Origin of the sequence: Mycobacterium sp., assembly GCF_049683935.1 — a bacterium.
Lineage (GTDB): Bacteria > Actinomycetota > Actinomycetes > Mycobacteriales > Mycobacteriaceae > Mycobacterium.
On the sequence record NZ_JBAUJR010000027.1, the window covers coordinates 1 to 1,558 of the forward strand.

Annotated in this window: 1 protein-coding gene and 1 pseudogene; both read left to right on the forward strand. The window is 70.7% G+C overall.

The annotated features are described in order from the left end of the window. Positions 1–137 precede the first annotated feature (137 nt). Positions 138–1,316 (forward strand): M20 family metallopeptidase, encoded by a 1,179-nt coding sequence (locus WA965_RS01670; RefSeq protein WP_526294415.1) that lies wholly within the window; start codon positions 138–140, stop codon positions 1,314–1,316. Then, positions 1,313–1,558: pseudogene (locus tag WA965_RS01675) on the forward strand (amidohydrolase); the annotation flags it as partial. The gene WA965_RS01670 and the pseudogene WA965_RS01675, both read left to right, overlap by 4 nt.

Consider the following 1,558-nt stretch of genomic DNA (forward strand, 5'->3'; position numbering starts at 1 on the left):
CCGCGATGTCGTGCGCATCGACGCCGGTGCGCTCGGCCAGCGCGGCGGCGGCCAGCCGGGCCTGCTCCAACGGTTGCTCCACGCCCGGCAGCTTAAGGCCGATCAGCCGTTCCGACGAGCAGTGAGATACTGCCTTAATGCTCACGGCCGCGTCCTCCTGCGTCGAAGACGTGGTGACCGCACGCCGCGGCGACCTCGTGGAGCTTTCCCACGCGATCCACGCCGAACCTGAACTCGCGTTTGCCGAGCACCGCAGCTGCGCCAAGACCCAGGCGCTGGTCGCCGAGCGGGGCTTTCACATCACCACCGGGACGGCGGGGCTGGACACGGCGTTTCGTGCCGAGTTCGGCAGCGGCCCGCTGGTCATCGGCATCTGCGCCGAGTACGACGCCCTGCCCGACATCGGTCACGCGTGCGGGCACAACATCATCGCCGCGGCCGCGGTCGGCACCGCGTTGGCGCTCGCCGACGTCGCCGACGACCTCGGGCTGACGGTGGTGCTGCTCGGCACGCCCGCCGAGGAGGCCGGCGGGGGCAAGGTGCTGATGCTCGAGGCCGGCGTGTTCGACGACATCGCCGCGACGGTGATGCTGCATCCCGGTCCGATCAACATCGCCGCGGCTCGCTCCCTGGCGCTCTCGGAGGCGACGATCCGCTACACCGGTCGGGAGTCGCATGCGGCGGTCGCGCCGTATCTGGGGATCAACGCCGCCGACGCGGTGACGGTCGCGCAGGTGGCTGTCGGCCTGTTGCGTCAGCAGTTGGCGCCCGGGCAGATGGTGCACGGCATCGTCTCCGACGGCGGTCAGGCGGCCAACGTGATCCCGGCACACACCGAACTCCGCTACACGATGCGGGCCAATAACTCGGAATCGTTGCGCGAGTTGGAGTCTCGGATCGCCGGCTGTTTCGCCGCGGGCGCGGTGGCGACCGGCTGCGAGCACGCCGTCACCGAGACCGCACCGGCGTACGCCGAGTTGCTTCCCGATCCGTGGCTGTCCTCGACGCTGCGGGCCGAGATGGTGCGCCTAGGCCGCACTCCGGTCGCCGAGGAGGTCGAGGCATCGCTGCCGCTGGGTAGCACGGACATGGGCAACGTGACGCAGGTGATGCCGGGAATCCATCCGATCGTCGGCATCGACGCCGGCGGTGCGTCGATCCATCAGCCGGCGTTCGCCGCCGCGGCCGTGTCGACCAGTGCGGACACCGCGGTCGTCGAGGGCTCGATCATGCTGGCCCGCACGGTGGTTGCGCTCGCCGCTGACCCGGTGCAACGTGACCGGGTGCTCGAACATCAGCGCAGGCGCGCGTCATGAGCATGTTGCCCCACGCCGCCGCGCGCTGGCTGTCGGCCAACTACGACCAGTTGGTCGGCTGGCGGCGCCACATCCACGCCCATCCCGAACTCGGTCGCCAGGAGTTCGCCACCACCCAGTTCGCCGCGTCGCTGCTGGCCGATGTCGGCCTGAACCCCAAGGTGCTGCCGGGCGGAACCGGCCTGACGTGTGACTTCGGCCCGGAGGACGGGCCGCGGGTGGCGCTGCGCGCTGACATGGAC

Coding starts and splice junctions, on each gene's coding strand:
- WA965_RS01670 (WP_526294415.1), top strand. CDS start 138: ATGCTCACGGCCGCGTCCTCCTGCGTCGAAGACGTGGTGACCGCACGC.